The sequence below is a fragment of the Clostridium sp. Ade.TY genome (genome assembly GCF_000498355.1).
Taxonomy (GTDB): Bacteria; Bacillota; Clostridia; order Clostridiales; family Clostridiaceae; genus Clostridium.
Window position 1 is genome coordinate 27,673 of record NZ_AVSV01000032.1, and the last position, 23,567, is coordinate 51,239.

Here is a 23,567-nt window from a genome sequence, read left to right on the forward strand (position 1 = left end):
ATAATCACCTAATTATTCTGCATAATAATAGTAGTACTTATCTCTTGTTCTTTCTCCACCATTTAAGACAACACCAATTATATTTGCTTTAACTTTTTGAAGAGATTCCTTTGCAAGCTTTACTGAATCTTTTTTTGTTCTCTCTGCTCTTACTACAAGTATTACACCATCAACCTTTGTTGAAAGTATTTGAGAATCTGTAACAGCTTGTACCGGTGGAGTATCAATAATTATTATGTCATATTCTTTTTGAAGTTCATCAAGTAAATTTCCCATTGCCTTTGAACCTAAAAGTTCTGAAGGATTTGGTGGTATTTTACCTGAAGGCAAAATATCAAGATACTCATTATGCTTATTTATTGCTTTTTTTAGCTTTGAATTATCCATAACAACATCAGAAAGTCCAATATTATTTGATATTCTAAATTGCTTATGAACACTTGGCTTTCTAAGGTCACAATCTATAAGTAATACTTTCTTTTCATCTTGTGAAAAAGCAACAGCTAAGTTTGCTGCTGTTGTTGACTTACCTTCCCCTGGTTCTGCACTTGTTACTAATATTCTTTTTATTTCTTTATCAAAAGATGAATATTGAATATTAGTTCTAAGAGTTCTATAACTCTCTGCTGGTATTGACTTTGGTTGCTTTTCAACTATTAACATATATTCACCTTCCTTTTAATGTTTACCCTTTCTTTTACTTACGTTACCATCACCATCTAGTTCTGGTATTATTCCAATTACAGGTATATCCAAATAATTTTCTACATCTTCTTTTGACTTATATGTATTATCCATAAATTCCAAAAGTAATGCTAATCCAACACTTACAATAAGACCAAGTACAAATGCTATAAGTACATTAAGCTTCTTGTTTGGACTTACTGGTTTTTCTGGAACTTTTGCTTGTTCTATAATTTGAATATTTCCATTTGGAATAAGTTTCTTTGATTCTTTTATAAATACATCTGTTATATCTTTAACTGCAGCAACAGCTTGAAGCTTATCTGTTCCAGTATATGATATTTCAAGAATTTGAGTATCTGCTCTTGGAGTAACTTTAAGACTTTTCTTTACATCTTTAAGCTCAAGATTTAAGTGACCTTTATTTAGTCCTTGTTGAATAAGATCATCTGTTTGAATTATTTCTGCATATGTTGTTAATAATTTTTGATACATCATAACATCATTATTATCATATTGTTCTTTTTGAGACTTATTTGCTTCTTTACCAATGAAAAGTTTTGTTGTAACCTCATACTTTGGTTTAATTACAAAGAAGCTTAAAACAATTGCAATTAGTGTAAATGCTAATGTAATTCCTATAATTAGTTTGTATCTCTTTTTAAGTGCTTCAAATATTTCGCTAATATTAATGTTTTCTTCCTTCATTACTGTCCCCCATATTAAATTCTAAAATATATTATTCCTTCTTTTTACAGCTACTATGTAAGTATACCATAAATGTTAAATTTTCTTCTTTTTTCACACCTGCATTTAATCTTTTTTTTACATTAAATACTTACTTTGTTCATATCTTTTCTTTTTACAATGTATATTGTACTATATTTATTAAATTTTGTTAATAATATTATAACATTCCTATATTATTATTTATTCCTATTTATACCTCTTTTTTAGAGTATTATTTTATAATAATAAAAACTTATATGAAATCACTTCCAAATAAACTATTTTGTAGATAATTTAATAAACTTTCCAAATATTTTTTATTCAAATACTAATTATTAATAATATTATTATGTATAATTAGGTCGAAAAGTTTTTATTAATTCGAATAAACTCTATTGTATAGTTTATTTTCTTTTTCATTAGTTTTATATAAAGTTTTTCATAACTAAAATCTTATATTTTAAAAAAACCTTTATTTCATTAAAAATAAATTTTACTGATTCAAACTATAAAACAAAAAAGTTGATTACAAATTTATACTCAACTTTTCTAAACTTAATTATATATACATTGTTATTAATTACTTATTTTTTAATTTCTTATTATTCTAAGAAAATTATTCATTATTTTTGCAAACTGTTAAGTTAAACTCTAAATTATAATTTCTAAATTTTAATATCCTCTCATAATCTTCTATATAATCAACTTCAGCCCAAAAAGCTCCATTAATGTTTTTAACATAGATGTTTTTTTTATTGATTAATCTATACAATGCATCTTCCCACCATGATGAATGGTTCTGATTTTCTATAATATTCTCTAAACTTTCTTTAAACTCTTTTATAAAGTCTTTATTTATCTTTGCCACACCTATATACTCACCTGTTATATCATCTCCTGATAAATCTTTACCATATTTTTTAAGTATATTATTCTCATAAAAAAGTTTATAATCCCCTTCTTCCTTTCTGCTTTCATCTGCAAATAATACAGGACTTGTTTCCTCCATTATTATATATTGAAGTAATGATCTTTCTATATATACATCCCCATTCATAATTATAATATCATCATCTTTTATAAAATCTTTTGCGAACCAAGCTGATGCTGAACTATTTGTAACATCATAAAACGGATTATAGTAAAATTTCACATCATAATCTTTTAAAATTCTTTTTATTTCTTTATTATTGTATCCAACTATTAATCCAATATCACTTATTCCTGATTCCTTTAGCTTTATTACAGTATTCTCTATAAGACTTATACCACCTATATCAACTGTACATTTTGGGTTTCCTGATAAATATCTACTTATTCTACTCCCCTTTCCTGCTGCCAATATCAAAGCTCTCATTAAAATATCCCCCTTTTATTCATATCATTAAAAGCATTTATCAATTTACTATTATCATCAACTGATATGTTACCTATATGTCCTACTCTAAAAACACTCTCTTTAAAATCACCACCATTTGGACAAACAAAAATATTATAATTATCTTTTAAATATTCAAATATATTATAAGCATTTATATCTTTGCTTACTTTTAATGTTGTAACTGCACTTGATGAGTTTTTATTTAATATTTCAAAAGGTAATTTTTTTATCTTCTTTCTAAAATCTTCTGCTATAATCTTAGTATTATTAATAATGTTTTGAACTCCTATTTTCTCTATCATTTTTAATCTTTTATTTAATTGAAATATTATACTTACTGCTGGTGTAAAGGGAGTTTGTCCTCTTTCTCCATCTTTTAAATAATCATTCAAATTAAAATACATACTTTTAATCGGATTATTTTTTATAGCTTTTATAGCTTTTTTATCTACCATTATTATTGATATTCCTGGAGGTAGGGCTAATGCTTTTTGTGATGATACTATAAGTACATTTATATTGTACTTTTTCATATTAATTTCATCTGCTAAAAAGGAACTTATTGCATCTACTATAAGCATACATTTCTTTAATTTACAAAATTCACTTATTAATTCCATATCATATAAAATTCCAGTTGATGTTTCGTGAACATTTACCAAAAATGCTGTTATATTTTCTTCTTTATAATTTTTTAAATGTTCATAAGTTAATTCCTCTCCAAAGCTTAACTTAACTTCTATATATGGTATTTCATAAATTGAACATAATTTAACAAATCTTTCTCCAAAACTCCCACCGTTTATTATTAATACTTTATCTTTTTTATTTAAAATATTCATTACTGAAGCTTCCATAGCTCCCGTACCTGATGACGTTAATAAAATTGCTCTTGTCTCTTCATCTGCTCTTAACATATTTTTCATTAGCCTTTCGTTTTCTAGCATAACTTTCGAAAACTCTTTCGTTCTAAAATAAGGTATTTGTTGTCGTCCTATTTCTAATATTTCTTGTTCCATAAGTACTGGACCTACAGAGAAGTTAAGAAATTCTTCATTAAAATTATTCATTATCCCCTCCAAAGCGTCTTTTTACTATATTTAATATTTCAGTAAATACTTTATCTTTACTTATATATAAAATTAAAAAATATATTAAAGCATTAATAAATACTGTAATTATTGATATTCTTATAATTCCTGTAACCATACTTTTTATAAATATAGTTATTGGAATAAATACAAGTGATATTATTAAATACTTTGTTTTATCTAAAGAAAATATTTTAAAATTAACTTTAAGTTTCTCTCTAGTATAATAATTTTGTAAAATTATTATTATTATATTTGCAACCATAGTTGTTAATATTGCTGTTACTGGTGTAAGTATATTTAAAAATACAAGAATATAATTACTTATTAAATTAAATATACCTCCAATAATATCTATTCTTACTAAACCTCTTTCTCTACCCTTAACATACATAATCTGATTTGCAAGTATTGATTCATATCCTAATGTAATTACATATATTGAAAATATAGCAAATACCGATGTTGCTCCTAAGTATGCATCTCCACCATAAAGTGCTATTATTTCTTTCGATAAAACAAACATTCCTATACATACTGGAAATAAAAATAAAAAGTATATTCCTGAAACTTTATTTAACAATTCTATATAATTATTCTCTTCATCATTTGATAAGTAATAATTTAATCTTGGGATTGTTACATTTATAAAAGTTTGCATAAGCCCACTTATTATTCTTGTTATTGATTGTGCTACTGAGTAAAAAGCAACAGCCTCCATATTAATATATTTACCAATAACTAGCTTATCAAGCTGAGTATATAAAACAGTTATATTCGATAATATAACTACAAAAAACATTCCTTTCAAATGCTTTTTCACTTCAAAATCTTTAAATTTGAACTTTATACGCCTTTTTACATAAATATAACTTACTATATTATTTAAAAATGTTGTAAAACATAATAAAAGCATATATTCATTTAAATTATCAGATCCCTCTACCATAATAAATAACAGTACTACATATACAATCCTTATTATTATTGTTTTTATGCTTATAAAGTTATAACTCTCTAATGATTCATTTACCCATTCTACGTAAAATATATTTGAGAAAAAATCAAATGACAATATCATACAAGGTACATATAAAATATCATCTGAGTACGCTCCATTTATAAATATCAAATATACTAAAAGTGCTAAAATATTTGTAATTACTGATATTAAAAATATGTTTGTAAACACTTTTCTATATTTTTCATTATCATTTCTATTGTTACTTAATTCTCTAACTCCGTACTGATATACACCAAAACTTGCAAATATAAAGAAATATCCAAATACAGCATTTGAATAATTAAAAACCCCCATATTTTCTGGTCCTAATGTTCTTGCCAAATATGGTCCTACTAATATTGGCACTACTATATTAAAAAGATTTAATATAAATTTATAAACAAAGTTTTTCGCTATTGATTTTTGCATTATAATCTCCTAATTGATATATCTATCTATTTTCTATATTCATAAATATATATTCCCTCATTGTGCCATACTCTATCTTCTTCATTTGGTAATTCCATGTAACTTTCTCCAAAAAATTGTTTTAAGCAATTATGATTATTATTTGGACACTTGACCTTTATATTTTCAAAACTTATTTCTTTTAATGGAAATATATCGTCTATAAATAAATACTCATTAAAGCATATTACTTCTACACCGTAAGTAATCTTATTATCTATTTCCGCTTCATCTATACTATTAACACTCTCTTTTAATTTGTTGTTTAAGTTTTCATAATCTTTATCACCTGTAATAAATCTATATGCTTTACCTAATAATATTTTTGAATTTCTATTTATATTGTTTAAATATGGTTTTGAAAATGCTTTATTTCCATAATCAATCATCTTATATCTTATCCTTAAGTTTTTCTTTTTCTTTATCATTTTATTATTTTTATCATTACAGTAATCATATGGAAATATATCAACAAAAATCCCACCGTGTTCTTCTAATTCTGGATATTCTATAAACACACTATTTTTATGCCTTATTTTGCTCCACTGATAATCTATGTTGCTTTTTTTATACATATTTTCTATTAACAAATCATCTGGAAGTTCCTTCTCTACTATTTTTATGAACTTATTATAATCATCTCTAAGCATACTTATATCAATGTCATCATCCCAGGGTATAAACCCTCCATGCCTTACCGCCCCAAGCAACGTCCCTGACTCTATCCAATAATCTATATTATTTTTTCTGCATATATTATCTATATCTCTTAAAATAGTGGTCATTAAATTTTGTGCTTCTCTTAAACACATAGTTTACCTCCATAAAAACTTACATTGCTTATATTTCTTAATAATTTTTATATAAAATCTTTCTTAAAAACTTTTAAGTATATTTTTAGACTTTGGAGTTAAATAATAAATTAAGTTCAAACTATATGCAATACTCTTATAATGCTACTCCTACCTCACTTAATTAACTTTTTCAAAATAATATATTAAAAAAAGGTTTATAAATTTTATATGGAAATATTCTATTCCAATCTGGTCTAAAATACTGAATACTTAAAGAATATAATAAAAATAGTACAATTATTAATATTATATAAATATATCTCCTCTCCCTAACTTTTATTAAATTTATTACATTTGGTAAATATATTATTGAGAAAATTTGAAAATATTCAGCAACTCTATCAAGAAGATTAAACTTTAAAGAAATTATACTTATTGATATACCTGTTATTAAAAACATAGTCATTATTCTTATATCATTATCTAACTTTACTTTATTTCTTTTTATTAATATAAGTCCAAACAATATAATACTTAATGAAATTAATATATTTATTATGGTTGCAAGTCTTACTTCTCCATTTAAATACACAGAATTTAAGTAATAACTATATTTTGCCATTTTGGATAATAAGCTTTTAAATATTGGTACAAATAATGTATATACTAATACAGTCATAGCCATAAAGCATACTATAACTTTTAAATTTACTTTTAACTTTGAAACTGGATATGCTATTAAAAATATTATGGCTGTATTGTGGAAAAGTGATGCCATAATAACTACAAGTATAAATTTCATAAATTTATTTTCTCTTATGTATTTATAAGAGAAAAACAATATTACTATTGCAAGTTGATGTCTTAATGTATTCATACTTGATCCAAAATACCCCAATAAGAAAAATAATATAGTACTTACATACACATTTTTTGAATACATTTTTATAAATCTACTGTAAGATGAAAGTATTATAATACTTGTGGTTACAAGTATACTTTGAGGATTTTTCGAAAATATTCCCACAAACTTATTTAAAAATAAGTATCCTATTTCGTATCTATCAGAATAATATTCTAATTTTATATTTTGAAGTTCAGTAAATAAATTCATATATACATGAGTATCATTCCCTATTGTTTTATCCCTAAGAGAAGCTAGTATAATTAATATGCTAAATACCATAAATAAATATATACCCTTTTTGTTTTTTAAGTTTATACTGTTTAAAAGTATAGCTATCGCAATAATATATACTATCAATGTGTAATATAGCCACATAACTTTCTATTCTCCCATTCTATATATTAAAGATTAATATAAAACTCTTCCAACTTTTTTACCTCATTATCTATGTTATATCCTTTTTTAGTTATTTCCTTGAAATTATCCTTTCTAATATATCCTTCTCCAAAATCCACCACTTCTTTTGCCCATACTTTTGCATTTTCATTTAAGCTAATATATTTACAATTTCCTAAGTTTAATTCTTCTGTAACTTCGTTAGATACAACACAAGGAAGTGCTGCTCCTTGAGCTTCTACTCCAGATACAGGCAATCCTTCATATAATGAAGGTAATAAAAATATATCTATTCCTTGCAACAATTCATGTACATCTTTTCTATTATTTAAAAACTTAACATCATTCTCTAAAGATAATTTACTTACTTTTTCTTTAATCTTATCTTTTAATTCTCCATTACCAATTAAAATCAATACTGAATTTTCTTTTATCTTCTTTATTTCTAAGAATATATCTATTAAGAAACTATGATTTTTTTGCTCAGTAAATCTACCTATATGTCCAACAACAAATTTATCATTTAAATTGAGGTTATTTCTTATTTCCCTTCTTAAGATTTTATTAAACCTAAACTTATTGCAGTCAATTGCATTATTCATAATGTATACTTTGCTATTATCTCCATAAAGAAACTTAGCAGCTGCATTTGAACAAGCAAAGTATACGTTAGCTTGTTTCTTTAATGGCATACATAAAATTTTATTTCTTATTGCCTTTAATTTATTATCTGAATACATAGTTGTATGACTATGAGCTATAATATTTTTTACATTATTCTCTCTGGCAATTGGCCCTACAATTAAATTAAGATAAACTTCATGAAGATGAATAGCCTTATATTCATTTTCATAAAGCAATTTACTTAATTCTCTATTAAATTTACTTATATTTAATACTGTTGGCTTTATGACTTTATACAAAGTCCCACCATTTTTTATTATTTCTTCTTTATATGTCTCTTTTTCTGTATACTCATAAAAATAAAGGAAGTCAAACTGTACTTTTAATTTATCAATTTTTCTGTACATATTCATAATTGTTGCCATTACTCCAGCTCCTGTACTTAAACTGGATACTATATGCAATATTCTAATACTCATATTCAACTCCATTCACCTTAACTTTTGAAGGATTATGATTTACTCTATTCTCCTCTTTTGGAACTTTCATATAATCACCATATAAACTACTTAAATACCAATGATAGTCTCTTGGGACACATACATAAATATTTTCAAATTTTCTATTTTCTAAAGTATTTATCCACTCTTTTTTCGTTATTTCATTTTCAGCAATAAAGCCTACTGTCTTTGTTTCAATGTCGTTATATCTTTTTACCTCTTTATCTAACTTATTAAATATTGTATTCTTATCTACATTTCTTAAAAGGAAATTTAATAACTTTCTAAAATTCCTTTTAAATTTACTTACAAAGTCATTTTTATTGGAGTTTATATTTACTAATGTTTTTGATATAAATAGATTATTTAAAAATTTTATCTTTATATAATGTATATTTCTTAATATTTTATTGTCTGGGATATTATCATAAGGAAATATATCAATAAATATTCCATGATTTATTGTTAAATCACTACAATATGGCTCTATAAATTCTGTGTCTTTATCTCGTACTTTTGTAAAATAAAAAGGTGTATCTTCTTCAGTTGAAAAATGCTGAAAAAATAAATTATTAGGTAGTTCAGTTTTTGCTATTTTAATAAATTTATTATAGTTTTCCCTAGTCATTCCTATATCAATATCATCATCCCACGGTATAAAACCTCTATGTCTTATAGCACCTAATGCTGTTCCCCCAATAGCAAAGTATTTTATGTCATACTTTTTACATAACTCAACTACTTCCTTTAAAATCTTAAGCTGAATATTATGAATATCATTTAGCTCTTCGCCGTAGAACAATGAAGATCACTTCCTTTTATATTATTAATATTTATATTCAATTCCTTCTATAATTACTTTACATGGCTTATGACACCTTATATCTTCTTCTTTTGGTGGCTTCATATAGTCTCCAAACCTATTAGTTAAATACTTATGATAATCTCCTGGTATATTTATTTTCAACCCTTCAAACTCTAATTGTTTAAACGGATATATATATTTACGTCTTATTACCTCATTTTCATTTACGCGGCCAATTCTTTTAGTTGATTTATTATTATATTTAGTGAACTCTTTTTCTAACATATAAAAAATTTTATTTTTATCAATATTTTTTAAAACCTTATTCATTGATCTTCGTATTAATCTTTTTACTTTGGATTTAACATTGTTATCATTTGAATTTATATCAGATATTGTTGCTGCAATAAATATATTGCTTATAAACTTTGATTTTGCATACTGTATTTTTTCTAAAATTTTATTATCAGGAATATTATCTATTGGAAATATATCTATAAAAATACCTTTATTTATATTCAAAGCATCATAATATTTCTCTACAAATTCAGTATTTTTTGCTCTAACTTTTGAATAGTAAAATGGTGTATCATACTCAGTATGAAAATTTTGAAGAAAGAACTTCTTAGGTAATTTTATTTTTGCTATTTCAATAAATTTATTATAATCTTCTCTAGTCATTCCTATATCAATATCATCATCCCAAGGTATAAACCCTTTATACTTTACAGCTCCTAATGCAGTCCCTACAATTGCAAAATACTCTAAATCATGCTTATCACATAATTCAATAAAGCTTTCAAGTATTTCTGTAGCAATATTATGAATATTTCTTAACTCATTCCCGTAAAACATTTGAAATCTCCTTATTATTTTTAAGCCAGAACGGCAAATTTATTATTCCAGTCACTGTGCCAAATCCGTAACTTAAATGTAATAATAATAAAATAAACGGAAGTAATATGACTTGCCAATAAAATTTATTATCTATTATTACTTTTACTGTTATCAATAGCATTACTGATATATAAGGAATCATTAAGCTCAAAAGTAATCTATTACTAAAATTTATACTTACTATAATTACTGCTATTAATGACAAAACAAAAATTAATGGAACAAAATGATATAATGAAAAACATTTTGGTTGTACACCTATAGTTAGTCCTATCCAGTAACCATTTAAAAATTTTTGTTTGCACATTTTTGAAAGCTTATTTCTTGCATTATGGTATGATATTACACTTGGATCTAACAAAAATTTATAACCAGCTTTTTTCATTCTGTAATGTATTTCATTATCTTCTGTTCTAGCTAATCTCTCATCATAATTACCTACAGTATCAAATACTTCTCTTGAATATGCTGCATGTGCTAGTGTGTTTACATATTCACTTTTTCTTTTTCTTCTATATTTAGCAATACCACTACCAAATATAGATGTCTCAGCTTGTAATAATAATCTTTGCCAATTACTTTTTTCATCTATTATACTAATCCTTTGTCCTCCAACTATTTTCTCCCCAACCTTTATGTTAATTACGTTTTTCTCTATAAAATCTTTTGGTAATCTTGAATGTGCATCAACTCTTAATATAATATCTCCTGTAGCTTCCTTTAAAGCAATATTCCAACCACAAGGCAATATTTTCTTATAATTATCTAATATTTTTATATTTTTAAATGTATTGTTTGAATGTAAAAATTTATTCATTATCTCTTTTGTATTATCTGTGGAATTGCTATCTACAAGTAAAATTTCTATCTTTTTATGAGGATAACTTTGATTTTTTAAATCTTCTAATAAAAAACTTAAGTTTTCTCCTCCATTATAAGTAACAATTATAAATGAAACCTTCACTTTTCCTCCCTTATTTAACAATCCATTTTATACTATTCCCTTATTACCTCTATTTACAAAAATTGATAGTGTCTTTATTATTATTTTTATATCATTAATGAATGTGAAATTTTCTATATACTTCAAATTATATTTCATCTTTAATGGCAATATCTCCTCTACATATACCTTGTCTACATTCTCACTATTTGAGAGAAGTTTTTCCTCATCCTTAAATTTTATACTTGCTAATGATGTTACGCCCCCTGGCATTAAAAGTGTTATTAACATTTCTTTTGTATACTTTTCTACATACTTTGGAACTTCTGGTCTTGTCCCAACAAAACTTAAATCTCCTCTAACTATATTTAATATTTGTGGAAGTTCATCAAGTCTATATTTTCTCAATATTTTCCCAACTCTAGTTATCCTTGGATCATTTTCTGTTGTAACTTGACTTCCAAATTTTTCTGCATCTATTATCATTGTTCTAAATTTATATATAAAAAATTTTTCACCATATTTTGTGATCCTAACTTGTTTAAATATACATGGTCCTTTTGAATCCATTTTTATTATTAAAGCTATTAAAATCATTATTGGTAATAATACTACTAGCCCAATTATTCCAATTATTAAATCAAATGCTCTTTTTATTATTAAGCTTTTTCTCTTTTTTAATAATTGATCATAAGCTATATTAACCTCTTTGCAATTCATAAATTGTGGAATATTACCTCTATTGCTACTTTCCATCCTCCATTTCCCCTATAAAATTGCTCATTTACACATAAACTTAACTATTTATATTTCTAACCCTTTATCGACATTTACTATAATTTCTTTTAAATTTTTAGCTACATATATAGCCTCTTCTTCTGTTATTATCGTATTTAACGGCAATGTTATTTCATTTTTATACATTTCATACGAATTTGGGTAATCTTCTATCTTAAAACCTAACCTCTTATAAGCTGTTAGCATAGGAAGCGGTTTGTAATGAACATTGGTTGCTATATCTTTCTCTGCCAAACTCTTTATTATTTCATTTCTGAATTTTTCATCTTTTTTATCTAGCCTCACCATATATAGATGACCACTCGACTTACCATATTCGGTAAAATGACTAAGTGTTTTAATACCACTTTCCATTAAACATTCATTATATACATTTATAATTTTTTCTCTATATTTTAAAATTTCATCATATCGGTTAAGTTGAGCTAAACCTATTGCAGCCATTATATCTGTCATATTATACTTATATCCTGGATAAACTATGTCATATTCCCAACTACCTTTTTTGTTTTTTACTAATGCGTCCTTTGTTTGTCCATGTAGTGATAGTTCATTGATTATTTTATACAGTTTTTCATTTTTAAGTTTATCTTTTGTAGTCCATGTTACTGCTCCACCTTCTGCTGTAGTTAAATTTTTTACTGCATGAAATGAAAAACTTGTAAAATCTGCTATATTACCTGATTTTTTTCCTTTATATGTTGCTCCAAAAGAATGAGCTGCATCTGCAATTATAGAAATTCTACCTATTTTTTTTTGAATATTATTTTTTGCATTAAATAAATTTCTTTTTCTTTTAACAATCTCAAATATTTTGTCATAATCACATATAACTCCAGCTAGGTCAACAGCTATAATCGCCTTAGTCCTTTCTGTTATTGCTTCTTCTAACTTTCTATAATCCATTTCATAACTATCTTTTTCTGTATCAATCAGTTCTATATTTGCTCCAACATGATGTATTACACTGGCCGATGCTGTATAAGTATATGCTGAAGTTATTACTTCATCCCCTTTTCCTATACCAAGCATTCTTAAAATAATTTCCATCCCAGCTGTCGCAGAATTTAAGCATATAGCTTTTTCTGTACCACAATACTCAGCAATTTTTTTTTCAAACTCCTTAGTTTTTGGTCCTGTAGTTATCCATCCTGATTTTAATACTTCAATAACATTATCTATTTCATCATCTCTTATATCTGGTGGTGAAAATGGTATTATCATAAAACCTCCATACTTTATAAGTTATACTTTTTATTTTTTGTAATTATATTAATTAATTTCTTTATTATTACTATTATTTTTTAGTAATTTATTCTTATATTTTCATCTTTGACTGTTTAGTTATATAAGTGGGTACAACTTCCATCATCTTTCGATCTAAAATTTCTTTATCCTCTCTACCTGCTATAAAAACAAGCTCACTTATATACTTTTTTATATCTTCTATATTAAAATTTCCTGGTTTTGCTACGAATATTTTTTTATTATTAGTTTCTCTTAAACCTTCTTCCTCCATTAATAACTCCTCATATAATTTTTCTCCAGGTCTTAATCCTATTTCTTTTATTTCAATATCTTTATTAGAATCAAACCCTGAAAGTTTTACAAGTTTTAATGCCAAATCATATATCTTTACAGGTTCTCCCATATCAAGCACAAATATTTCTCCTCCTTTTCCATAAGCTCCTGCTTGGATAACAAGTCTTACAGCTTCTGGAATTAACATAAAATATCTTGTTATTTTTTTATGAGTTAACGTTACTGGACCACCATTTTTTATTTGTTCCTTAAATAAAGGTATTACTGATCCATTGCTCCCTAATACATTTCCAAATCTCACCGCAACAAATTCTGTTTCTGAAATTTTATCCATAGCTTGAATAATCATCTCACAAAGCCTTTTACTAGCTCCCATTATATTTGTTGGGTTAACAGCTTTATCTGTTGATATAAGTACAAATTTATCTACTTTATAAAAACTTGATGCTTCTGCTACATTTAAAGTTCCAACAACATTATTATTAATTGCTTCTCCTGGATTAGTTTCCATTAAAGGAACATGTTTATGAGCTGCAGCATGAAACACCACATCTGGTTTATATTTCTTAAATATTTTATCTATTCTATCTCTATCTCTAACAGAAGCTATTATTGTTTTATGATTAAAATTTTTAAAGTTTCTTTTTAGTTCATTTTCTAAATCATAAGCATTATTCTCGTATATATCTAATATTAAAAGTTGCTTTGGTGAGAACTTAATTATTTGTCTACAAAGTTCTGAACCGATTGAGCCCCCTCCTCCTGTTACTAGTACAATCTTATTTTTTATATAACCTTCAACCCCCTCTTTATCTAGTTTTATTTCATCCCTTTCAAGTAAATCCTTAAGATCCACATCCCTCATTCTTTTTAAAGATATCTTTCCTCCAATAATTTCATATATACCTGGTACTATCTTTATACTTGCGGAAGTTTTTTGGCATATTTCAATTATTTCTTTTTTATCCTTTGCAGATATTTTTGAAATTGCAATAAGTATAGTATCTATATTTAAATTTTTTACTAATTCTTCTATATTTTCTCTTCCACCTAAAACTTTAATACCAGCAACTAAAGTACCTTTTTTTCTTTTATTATCATCAATTATTCCAATAGGCTTCATATTTATATTTTGATTTTTATACATTTCATCAATTACAATACGACCACATGACCCTGCCCCTATTACTAATACTCTATTCATTTCCCTTCCTGTTTTAAACTTACCATATGAAGCCATTCTCCTAAATATCCTATATGAAAGCCTAATACAAACTGTTCCCATGAATATCAATATAGAACTAGATATAATTAAACTATTTGGTATTAAAATATTTATTATGTTATTTAAAATTAAGGTTATACACCCAGCTGTAATACAAGCCATAAGTCCTCTTATAAGTTCATCAATACTTGCATTTTCCCAAATACTTTTATATATTTTAAATATTATAAATATGCCTATATAAATCACAATTATTACTGGAATAACCTTTATATAATTCTTTATATATATAGCTGGTATACTTATATCAAACCGTAAAATAAAGCTAAAAAAATATGAAAGATTAATAACTATAATATCTAAAAATATTAGTACTATCCCTTTATACTTAATAAATTTATGCAACTTAACCACCTCCCCCTATCTTTCTTTTACTAAGCTTTCTAAATATTTTGCTAAATTGCTTTCTGTACTCAATAATATCTCTTCTATAATAGGAAATACACCCAAATAATATAGAGCCTTTTTATAATTTTTCTCTATTGTTTTTAATATCTTTTTTATAATTCCCACATACATATATTTCATTTATCAATTTATTTTCACTTAATTTTTTCAATTAAATATTAGATAATTTTTACTATTTATTAAATAAAATTTTATTTCTAATTATAAATACTTCTTTTATGAAATTTACATAATAAAATATAACGTAACTTAATCATTAACTTTTTTTCTTCTAAATCATTATATTATACAAAAATAAAATTTATTCCATAATAAATATCCACTGACTAAGCCTTATGGATCTTCATAAAAAATAAAAAAGAGTCATGAAACTTTTAATTTCATAACTCTTTTTATACTTTATTTAAATTTATCTATATACTGAATTTATAATATTGGTTTTAATTATTTTTCTTTGAATGCAAAAAACTTCATACATATAAATGTAACTGGAACCCCTATTATTGCAGCCAATGCATAAGCAATGAGTTTATCAAATCCCATCATATTAAATACAATTAAAACTATAATATTTTGAATAATAAAGTTTGGTATATAAGATATTGCAAATTTTATAAACTTTTTAAATTCAAGTCTTTCTCTAAATGTAACATAACTATTTAGTATATATGAAATAACAAGTGAAGATATATAGCCAACTACAAATGCTACATTCTCATTTAAAAAGCTTGAATATATGTATGAAAATACAACTCCATTAAAAGTATTTATTACTCCTATTATTACAAATAATATAAATTCCTTATTAAAAAATATGTTTTTTATTTTTTTTATCAACGTTCCCATAATCATCCCCCTAAGCTTTATATATCTTTGATATTTTCTCTTTTCCCATCAATTAATGTATCTTTTATAATGAATCTTGGTCTTCTCTTTGTTTCCGTATAAATCTTTCCTATATATTCACCAATTACTCCAAGAGATAAAAGCTGGATACCACCAATCATCCATATTGAAGCAGTAAGTGAAGTCCAACCAGCCTGAGCATTCCCCATAAACTTCGAAACAAGTGAATATATTATTGCAATAAAACTTATTAAAAATATAAAGAATCCTAAGCTTGTTATTATTCTAATTGGTTTTACACTAAATGATGTAATTCCATCCCATGCAAATGTAAGCATTTTCTTTAAAGGATATTTTGATTCTCCTGCAAATCTCTCATGTCTTTCATATTCTACAACTGAAAATTTATATCCTATAAGGGGTACTATACCTCTTAAGAAAAGATTTGCTTCTTTAAATTCGCTAAGACCTTCAAGAGCTCTCTTGCTCATAAGTCTATAATCAGCATGATTATAAACTACATCAACGCCAAGTACATTCATAAATTTATAAAATCCAAGGGCTGTTGTTCTCTTAAAAAATGTATCTGTTTCTCTTGATGAACGAACACCATAAACTACATCTGAACCACTATAATATTCTTCAACAAACTTATCTATAACATCTATATCATCTTGAAGATCTGCATCTAATGATATAGTCATATCTGCATATTCTTTTGCAGTCATAAGTCCTGCAAGAAGTGCATTTTGGTGTCCTTTATTTCTTGAAAGATTAACTCCTGAAAACATATCATTCTGATTATTTAACTCTTCAATAATGCTCCAGGTCTTATCCCTTGAACCATCATTTACAAATAATATTTTACTTTCCTTATGTATTAATCCTTTTTCAATCATTGTATTCATTTTTGTTAATAGTCTACTGCTAGTTTCATGAAGAACTTCTTCTTCATTGTAACAAGGAATCACTAAATACAATTTATCCATTTATATTCCTCCGTATCTTAGTTTAATTATTTAAATCTTTTTTCCTAAATAATAAGTATTTATTTATTTTCCCCTCAAAAAATTGTTCCTTTTGTGATATTAACTCATATTTATCCCAAATATACTTTGATTTAATATCTTTTAATGTTTTGTTATGATTTATCTTAATTAAAACATAATCAGTTATACCTTCTTTTATATAACGATTTTGTTCATTTATATTTTCCGGGAATTTTTTGTATGGTATATTTTGAATTTCAAAATACTTAATATTAGGAGTTATTCCAGTAGTTAAATATAACCCATTATCCAAATTCCCATAATTTAACAATGTAGCATTAGGAGTTTCATTTATGATTTCTGCAAACTTATATTGAAATAAATCATTTTTATTCATTTTTAACATATAAGTATTATGGTTATATTTTAAAGTTATTGGAATTAATATAATAGTTAAAACTATTCCAATAAATATACACTTATATTTAGTCATATCTTTAATAAATGTTCTATTTAATAAACTTATACTGACTAGTATACCAAATATAACAAATGGAGCAAAAATAAAGAAATAATATTTATATCCTCTTCCCCCAATGTATACAAACACAATTGTAGTAAATATTATAACAACAAATGAAACTTTTCCTATTATACTTTTTATTAACTTATTTGAAATTAAAGTATATAGTCCTCCTATTATTGTTAATATACTATAAATAGGATTTTGAACCACTCCTTTGTATATACTTTTTAAAATAAACTTTATTTTTTTTAATAATCCATAATTCACTGTATAAGAATCTAAATTTATAAATATGTAAGCGTTAATCCAATCTCTTATCGCTCCATTTATTCCAAAGTATATAACCCATGGAATTGTTGCTAAAAACATTCCAATCAAAAATATAAAACATCCTTTTATACCCTCTATAAATTTCTTATTAATTATAGACGATATAAAAATCATCATCATCCATCCAAACCCAAACCCTAACAATGAATATTTTATCCAAAGTACACATCCAGCTAAAAATCCATTTAACAATATAATTTTACTATTCATTGGATTTGGATAATCATATTTAAAATATTTAAGTAAATAATATAAACTTATAATAATCATTGGAATAACAAATTCCTCTGCACTATCCCCATGCGAAAAATTTATCAAATTTAATACTATTGCTGATATTATAGGTAATACTATATATGAATATTTTTTATCATAATAAAGATTAATTATTTTGCTACAAAAAAATAAAAATATAGTGAAAAATATAACTTCAAATATATATACACCTAAAAATGTATCATTTGATATTAAATAAGCTAAACCATGTATAAAATATAAAAGCGGTCCTTTTTGCTCAAATAAATCTCTATATAACACTTTTCCATTCATCATACCTTTACCCATAGTAAAAAAAGCATTTGAATCTACCCAATCATTAATAGGATAAAGAGGGGATGATTTTGTACATATAAATAAAAATATAGCTGCTATACATAAACTATAAATAACCATAAATTTATTTTCATTTGTTTTACTCATTTAAGAATCTCCTTAACTTTATATACTTTATTTATTTATATATTGCCCATTTTTATCAAAATAAAGCATATTTTAGTTAATTATTCTTAGAATAAATTAAAACATGTTTTTATAATAGTTTAAAAATGATATGAGATACCATTTATCTCATATCATTTTTTGTACTTTATATTAAGTTACTTAGAAAAATGATTACTTATTATATCTAATATTTTTATACATGCCTTTCCATCTCCATATGGATTCTCTGCATGTGCCATTTCCTTGTAAGCTTCTTCATCAAGTAAAAGCTTCTTAGCTTCTTCATAAATTTTTTCTGTTTCGATTCCTGCAAGCTTAATTGTTCCTGCTTCAACGGCTTCTGGTCTTTCTGTTTCTGTTCTAAGAACCATTACTGGTTTACCAAGTGTTGGTGCTTCTTCTTGAATTCCACCTGAATCTGTCATTATAAGCTTAACTCTTGACATAAGATTTGCAAATTCAACATATTCAAGAGGTTCTATTAAGAATACTCTTCCTGCATATTTATCAAAATATTTATGAGCTAATTCCCTTATTGCAGGATTCTTATGCATTGGGAATATAACTTCTACTCTTTCATCTTCTTCAATAAGCTTAATCATTGCTTTGAAGATGTTCTCCATTGGCTCTCCCCAGTTTTCTCTTCTGTGAGTTGTAAGTAATATTACATTTTTATTTTTATAATCTATATCATTTAATATTTGTTGTTCAAACATTAATGTATCATCAATTACACTAAGTAATGCATCAATTACCGTATTTCCTGTAATGAATATTTTTTCCTCTGATACACCTTCTCTTAAAAGATTAGCTTTATTTGTCTTTGTTGGTGCAAAGTGAAGTGTTGTTATTGCACCTGTAAGCTTTCTGTTTGCTTCTTCTGGAAATGGTGAATATATGTCATATGTTCTAAGTCCAGCTTCTACGTGTCCTACTGGAACTTGATTGTAAAATGCAGCAAGTGCTCCATTTAAAGTTGTTGAAGTATCTCCGTGAACCAATACTATATCTGGCTGACATTTTTTAATTACTTCATCTACTCCTTTTAAAACTTTACTTGATATATCAACTATTGTTTGTCCATGCGCCATTATATCAAGATCATAATCTTGATGAACATCAAATATTTCAAGTACTGTATCAAGCATTTCTCTATGCTGCGCTGTTACACATACTATTGACTCAAATCTATCATCTTTTTCAAGTGCCTTAACTAATGGACACATTTTTATTCCTTCAGGTCTAGTTCCAAAAACTGATAATACCTTTATTTTTCTCATATTAACATACCATCCTTTAAAATGTAGCCTAAACTATTAATTAATATTAAAATTAATGCTTAAAATTGCTATTCTTCTCATTTATATTTTTAAAATTATATTTATTTAAATCATTTTTACTTTTCTTAATTATATTTATGTAACTTATAATTTATCTTTAGCTAATATGCTTAACTTAAGTATTTAAATATAAATCTCTAAGCTAAGCATTTACTTTTTAATTATTACCAACATTAAAAATTTCTAGTCTACTAATACCAACTATCAATTTCCAATAATAAACTACTATTTATCACTTACAATACATTATTGATTATTATATTACTAAATAAAATATTTTAATACGATTCTAATATTTCATTATTTATAAAGCAATATTTTAATTAAGTGCTTTTACTCCACTAAGTGAAACGAGCTTCAATCCTTTATAAAATATTATTTAATAAATAATAGAATTACTTACAATCCTGTATTCAAACTTCATCAAGTTAAATTTAGATTATATTTAAATTTTGCACTTAATAATATTTGAATGAAAAACTAATATTTCATCGTTTCTGTAATAAATATCAATAAAAATCTAAGATGCCGTAAATAAAACAAAATACGACTATTTTATTCAAAATCATACAATCACTTTACTATTTGAGCCTCAATCTTTGTCTACTATTTTATATATTAGTGAGATTATATATTCTTAAATTAGAATATTTCAATGAGATTCCATTCAAACTTACACTCTCACTCCGGTATTCGAGCCTAACCAAATTAAACTTAGATTATTTAGATTATATTTAAATTTTGCACTTAATAATATTTGAATGAAAAACTAGAATTTCATTGTTTCTGTAATAAATATTAATAAAAATCTAAGATGTCTGAGTGAAACGAGTTTCGAATATTTTATTAATATTTATGTAGGAAACAATAGAAATTCTATTTGATATTCAACGTTATTATAGCAAAATTTAAAATATAATCTTTTAAACTTCTAATTTAATACTATTCCTCAGATTTTCCTACATCAGATAGTACCACCCCAGGATTGTGCTCTAATGCCCAACTAATTCCCCAAGTGTTTTGGAATATAAGTAAGTTTCTATCTTTTAAGTCTTTTACTTTCTTTGTATCTGATGTTAAGTTTAACTTATCAACATCTATGTTAGCATCACTTTCAATCCATCTAACAAATCTGTATGGTAATCTTTCCATCTTTATATCAACATTATATTCATTCTTAAGTCTATATTCTAATACTTCAAATTGAAGCACACCAACAACCCCAACTATTATCTCTTCCATACCAATGTGAAGTTCTTTAAATACTTGGATTGCTCCTTCTTGTGCTATTTGAGTAACCCCTTTAATGAATTGCTTTCTCTTCATTGTATCAACTGGTCTAACTCTAGCATAATGTTCTGGTGCGAAAGCTGGTATTCCTTCAAATTTAAATTTCTTTGATGGGGTACAGATAGTATCTCCAATTGAGAACATACCTGGATCAAATACCCCTATAATATCTCCTGCATAAGCTTCTTCAACTATTTCTCTGTCTTGAGCCATAAATTGTTGTGGTTGAGTAAGTTTAATCTTTTTATTTTGTTGCATATGGAAATAATCTTTTCCTGCTTCAAACTTACCTGAACATATTCTCATAAATGCAATTCTATCTCTATGAGCTTTATTCATATTTGCTTGTATTTTAAATACGAAAGCTGAGAATTTATCATCAAATGGATCTACATCTCCAATACTTGATTTTCTTCCAATTGGTGATGTTGTCATTTCTAAGAAATGTTCTAAGAAAGGTTCAACCCCAAAGTTTGTAAGAGCTGATCCAAAAAATACTGGAGTAAGTTCTCCAGCTCTTACTTTCTCTACATCAAATTCATCTCCTGCTATATCAAGAAGCTCTATATCTTCCATTAGTTTTTCATGAAGTGCTTCTCCTAATATTTCTTTAAATTTAGGATCATCAACATCTCCATCTATTGCTTCAACTTCCTTTTGTCCGTGAGCTCCACCTGTAAATGCTATAATTCTCTTATTATCTCTTTCGTATACACCTTTAAATTCTTTACCTGAACCTATTGGCCAGTTCATTGGATATGTTTTAATTCCAAGTTCATTTTCAATGTCTTCTAATAATTGGAATGGATCTTGCGCTTCTCTATCCATCTTATTTACAAAAGTGAATATTGGCATTTCTCTTAATGCACAAACATGGAATAATTTTTTTGTTTGATCCTCTACCCCTTTAGCTGCGTCAACAACCATTACTGCTGAATCTGCTGCCATAAGAGTTCTATATGTATCCTCTGAGAAGTCTTGGTGACCTGGAGTATCTAATATGTTTATACAGTGTCCACCATAGTTAAATTGCATAACTGATGATGTTACAGAGATACCTCTTTGTTTTTCAATTTCCATCCAGTCAGATACTGCGTGTTTTGAAGCTTTTCTTGCTTTTACTGAACCTGCAAGTCTTATAGCTCCTCCGTATAATAAGAATTTTTCTGTTAATGTTGTCTTACCTGCATCTGGGTGAGAAATTATTGCAAAGGTTCTTCTTTTTTCTATTTCTTTTCTAAAATCAGCCAAGATATTTCCTCCTTATATATTAATAGTACTTTTTTATTTCTATATTAAAATTTATGTTATCTATATTATTACAATCTACCCTCGATTATAACATAGTTACAGGCTCAATGTACATAACTTAAAAACCCTTATTTAATTTTAATTTTTTCTCTAATTTATTGTAAATATACCAATTCTTTTAATTTTCCAATCTTTCATTTCTTTCATTAACAATTTTATTTATATGTTCCCTATTTAAACTAATTTTTATTTTTTTGAATTTAATGCAAGCTAATCAGTAATAAGTATTCTATTCTTATTTAAAATAATATCTTTAATACACTTTTTCTTAAAACTTAATGCATTTAAAAATCTACCATTTATAATTACTAATCTTGTAATCATAATAATGTCCTATTAATCATAATATTTATGGAATATATTATTGATTGGATGTGAATATTTTGTATTGTAAAAACTGTGGAGAAAAAATTGAAAATGAAAAAGCTGTAATTTGTGTAAAATGTGGAACAAAAGTTGGTGATTGCAAAAATTTTTGTGGTAACTGTGGAGAATCCGTATCTAGCGAAACACAAGAAGTTTGCTTAAAGTGTGGTTGTTCATTAAAAGATCCATTTACAAAAAAATTAAAAGATATGGCAAATGATACTGTTAATGGTCAAGGAAAATCTAAACTTGCTGCTGCCTTACTTGCATTTTTTCTTGGTAATCTTGGAATTCATAGATTTTATCTTGGATATACAACTTATGGAATTATATTTTTAGTATTATTTTTCTTAGGATTTTTTACTTTTGGAATTACAACCTTTGTAGTTTTTATATGGGCACTTATTGACTTTATAAGAATATTAGTTGGTAACCTAGAACCAGTTAATGGATTCTATTGTTAATGATTTTATAATTAATTTTTTAAGATTTAAATACTTAAAAACATATTTTTAAAACATAAAAGAGGCTTAAATTTTAAGCCCCTTTTATTGTTTATTTATTTTTTATTTTTAATTTAAGTATTATATATTT

20 protein-coding genes are annotated in these 23,567 nt (G+C 25.5%); 1 reads left to right on the plus strand and 19 read right to left on the minus strand.

The genetic code is table 11. From position 1 onward, the window contains the following. Positions 1–12 precede the first annotated feature (12 nt). The 19 genes from O212_RS16610 to O212_RS0113150 form a co-directional block, all read right to left on the minus strand. Complete coding sequence (locus tag O212_RS16610; RefSeq protein WP_024615544.1) at positions 13–663, minus strand: CpsD/CapB family tyrosine-protein kinase; 651 nt, start codon at positions 661–663, stop codon at positions 13–15. 15 nt (positions 664–678) lie between these two features. Further along, the gene (locus O212_RS16615) at positions 679–1,392 is read right to left on the minus strand and encodes a Wzz/FepE/Etk N-terminal domain-containing protein (RefSeq protein ID WP_024615545.1); all 714 of its coding nucleotides are present in this window, start codon (positions 1,390–1,392) and stop codon (positions 679–681) included. A gap of 637 nt (positions 1,393–2,029) precedes the next feature. After that, a complete protein-coding gene (locus tag O212_RS0113065; protein ID WP_024615546.1) occupies positions 2,030–2,770 on the minus strand; it encodes a phosphocholine cytidylyltransferase family protein in 741 nt (246 codons plus the stop codon). Then, the gene (locus tag O212_RS0113070) at positions 2,770–3,864 is read right to left on the minus strand and encodes an aminotransferase class V-fold PLP-dependent enzyme (protein WP_024615547.1); all 1,095 of its coding nucleotides are present in this window, start codon (positions 3,862–3,864) and stop codon (positions 2,770–2,772) included. Before O212_RS0113070 ends, O212_RS0113065 begins: the two co-directional genes overlap by 1 nt. Next, on the minus strand, positions 3,857–5,317 hold the full coding sequence (locus O212_RS0113075; RefSeq protein WP_024615548.1) for an oligosaccharide flippase family protein: 1,461 nt from the start codon (positions 5,315–5,317) through the stop codon (positions 3,857–3,859). Before O212_RS0113075 ends, O212_RS0113070 begins: the two co-directional genes overlap by 8 nt. A 26-nt stretch (positions 5,318–5,343) precedes the next feature. Beyond that, positions 5,344–6,168, minus strand: a complete 825-nt coding sequence (locus tag O212_RS0113080; protein WP_024615549.1) for a LicD family protein — start codon at positions 6,166–6,168, stop codon at positions 5,344–5,346. Positions 6,169–6,340: 172 nt separating this feature from the next. Beyond that, the gene (locus O212_RS0113085; RefSeq protein ID WP_024615550.1) at positions 6,341–7,432 is read right to left on the minus strand and encodes an EpsG family protein; all 1,092 of its coding nucleotides are present in this window, start codon (positions 7,430–7,432) and stop codon (positions 6,341–6,343) included. 26 nt (positions 7,433–7,458) lie between these two features. After that, positions 7,459–8,556, minus strand: a complete 1,098-nt coding sequence (locus O212_RS0113090; RefSeq protein ID WP_035279545.1) for a glycosyltransferase family 1 protein — start codon at positions 8,554–8,556, stop codon at positions 7,459–7,461. After that, complete coding sequence (locus tag O212_RS0113095) at positions 8,546–9,379, minus strand: LicD family protein (RefSeq protein WP_024615552.1); 834 nt, start codon at positions 9,377–9,379, stop codon at positions 8,546–8,548. The genes O212_RS0113090 and O212_RS0113095 overlap by 11 nt, the downstream gene beginning before the upstream one ends. Positions 9,380–9,403: 24 nt before the next feature. Continuing rightward, the gene (locus tag O212_RS0113100; RefSeq protein WP_024615553.1) at positions 9,404–10,237 is read right to left on the minus strand and encodes a LicD family protein; all 834 of its coding nucleotides are present in this window, start codon (positions 10,235–10,237) and stop codon (positions 9,404–9,406) included. Further along, a complete protein-coding gene (locus O212_RS0113105) occupies positions 10,221–11,243 on the minus strand; it encodes a glycosyltransferase family 2 protein (RefSeq protein ID WP_024615554.1) in 1,023 nt (340 codons plus the stop codon). The genes O212_RS0113100 and O212_RS0113105 overlap by 17 nt, the downstream gene beginning before the upstream one ends. Positions 11,244–11,270: 27 nt before the next feature. Further along, the gene (locus tag O212_RS0113110; protein ID WP_024615555.1) at positions 11,271–11,978 is read right to left on the minus strand and encodes a sugar transferase; all 708 of its coding nucleotides are present in this window, start codon (positions 11,976–11,978) and stop codon (positions 11,271–11,273) included. A gap of 48 nt (positions 11,979–12,026) precedes the next feature. Then, positions 12,027–13,244 carry a DegT/DnrJ/EryC1/StrS family aminotransferase gene (locus tag O212_RS0113115; RefSeq protein ID WP_024615556.1) on the minus strand — a complete coding sequence of 406 codons (1,218 nt, stop codon included), beginning with the start codon at positions 13,242–13,244 and terminating at the stop codon, positions 12,027–12,029. A gap of 94 nt (positions 13,245–13,338) precedes the next feature. After that, positions 13,339–15,192: a nucleoside-diphosphate sugar epimerase/dehydratase gene (locus O212_RS0113120; RefSeq protein ID WP_024615557.1), complete on the minus strand. Its 1,854-nt coding sequence runs from the start codon at positions 15,190–15,192 to the stop codon at positions 13,339–13,341. Positions 15,193–15,699: 507 nt separating this feature from the next. Continuing rightward, the gene (locus tag O212_RS0113130; protein ID WP_024615558.1) at positions 15,700–16,101 is read right to left on the minus strand and encodes a GtrA family protein; all 402 of its coding nucleotides are present in this window, start codon (positions 16,099–16,101) and stop codon (positions 15,700–15,702) included. Positions 16,102–16,118: 17 nt separating this feature from the next. Then, a complete protein-coding gene (locus O212_RS0113135) occupies positions 16,119–17,090 on the minus strand; it encodes a glycosyltransferase family 2 protein (RefSeq protein ID WP_024615559.1) in 972 nt (323 codons plus the stop codon). A gap of 22 nt (positions 17,091–17,112) precedes the next feature. Then, the gene (locus O212_RS0113140; RefSeq protein ID WP_024615560.1) at positions 17,113–18,645 is read right to left on the minus strand and encodes a hypothetical protein; all 1,533 of its coding nucleotides are present in this window, start codon (positions 18,643–18,645) and stop codon (positions 17,113–17,115) included. A gap of 176 nt (positions 18,646–18,821) precedes the next feature. Continuing rightward, positions 18,822–19,946 carry a UDP-N-acetylglucosamine 2-epimerase (non-hydrolyzing) gene (gene wecB, locus O212_RS0113145; protein ID WP_024615561.1) on the minus strand — a complete coding sequence of 375 codons (1,125 nt, stop codon included), beginning with the start codon at positions 19,944–19,946 and terminating at the stop codon, positions 18,822–18,824. Between the two features lie 1,002 nt (positions 19,947–20,948). Further along, on the minus strand, positions 20,949–22,547 hold the full coding sequence (locus tag O212_RS0113150; protein WP_024615562.1) for a peptide chain release factor 3: 1,599 nt from the start codon (positions 22,545–22,547) through the stop codon (positions 20,949–20,951). Between the two features lie 443 nt (positions 22,548–22,990). Here O212_RS0113150 and O212_RS0113160 point away from each other — a divergent pair, with 443 nt between their 5' ends. After that, positions 22,991–23,437, plus strand: a complete 447-nt coding sequence (locus O212_RS0113160; RefSeq protein WP_024615563.1) for an NINE protein — start codon at positions 22,991–22,993, stop codon at positions 23,435–23,437. Positions 23,438–23,567 lie beyond the last annotated feature (130 nt).